The organism is Campylobacter sp. 2018MI01 (assembly GCF_018501205.1).
In the GTDB taxonomy this organism is placed as follows: Bacteria; Campylobacterota; Campylobacteria; order Campylobacterales; family Campylobacteraceae; genus Campylobacter_E.
Genome location: NZ_JAHCZE010000123.1, coordinates 1 through 899, shown reverse-complemented (window position 1 = coordinate 899; position 899 = coordinate 1). Strand labels below are relative to the sequence as shown.

The 899-nt window shown below is 28.0% G+C and carries 2 protein-coding genes; both read left to right on the top strand.

The features are described 5' to 3' along the window. Positions 1 to 311 precede the first annotated feature (311 nt). Positions 312 to 554, top strand: coding sequence for a hypothetical protein (locus tag KJQ97_RS09285; protein ID WP_214120675.1), 243 nt, complete (start codon positions 312 to 314; stop codon positions 552 to 554). Next, on the top strand, positions 551 to 826 hold the full coding sequence (locus tag KJQ97_RS09280; protein WP_214120674.1) for a type II toxin-antitoxin system RelE/ParE family toxin: 276 nt from the start codon (positions 551 to 553) through the stop codon (positions 824 to 826). Before KJQ97_RS09285 ends, KJQ97_RS09280 begins: the two co-directional genes overlap by 4 nt. Positions 827 to 899 lie beyond the last annotated feature (73 nt).

Sequence of the window (899 nt, the reverse complement as noted above, 5' to 3'; positions counted from 1 at the left end):
GCAATGAGCCAAGCTAACGCTGTTCAACAAAACGTAATGAGATTATTACAATAGTTTTAAAGGTGCAATGCACCTTTAAAAACGCATTAAAGATTATTGCGTTAATGAATGGAGTTTTTAAGGTGCTTGTCGCCTTAAAAACGACTAGGATTATTACAATAGTAAAAATTACTAAGGTTATTGCAATAATCCTAAGGGGAGCACTCGCTCCCTTTTTTTAAATTTAAAAATCAATTTCCTAATTTAAATTCTTTAAAACTTGATAAATTAAACATATTTAGTATAAGATAACGAATATAAAAGGAGTAAATATGAATGTAATAGTAAAGATGAATGATAATCCGCACTTTTTAAAGGCTTTAAAAGAATTAGCAAAGGCATTTAACGAGCCGATAAAGATAAAGAAAGAAAAAAGCAAATTAGATGATTTTTATAATAGTAAAGAATTTTTAGATTCTATAAAAGAAGCAAAAGAATTAAAGGCTGCGTATTTGCGTGGGGAAGTTGAATATATGGACGCTGAAAAATTCGTAGAAGAAAGCATGAAATGGTGAAATATCAAGTAAGGGAGACTAAAGCTTACAAAACAGCCTTTAAAAAACTAAGCAAAGCTGATAAAGAATTAACAAATAAAATTATTTTAAGATTGGCAAATGATGAAGTCTTAGAGCCGATTTATAAAGACCACGCTTTGCAAGGTAAATTTAAGGGCTATAGAGATTGCCATGTGAAAAACGATTTGGTGCTAATTTACGAAAAAGATAAAAATATTCTAACGCTAACTTGCATTAATATTGCAAATCACAGCAATTCATTCAAAAAATAATCTTTTTAAAAAAAATAATAGCTTAAACATAAATTTGAATTTATCATATTATTGATTTAATACTATTTAGGCT

Bases quoted from the DNA above. Each gene is read 5' to 3' on its own strand.
- KJQ97_RS09285 (WP_214120675.1), top strand. From the start codon at position 312: ATGAATGTAATAGTAAAGATGAATGATAATCCGCACTTTTTAAAGGCT.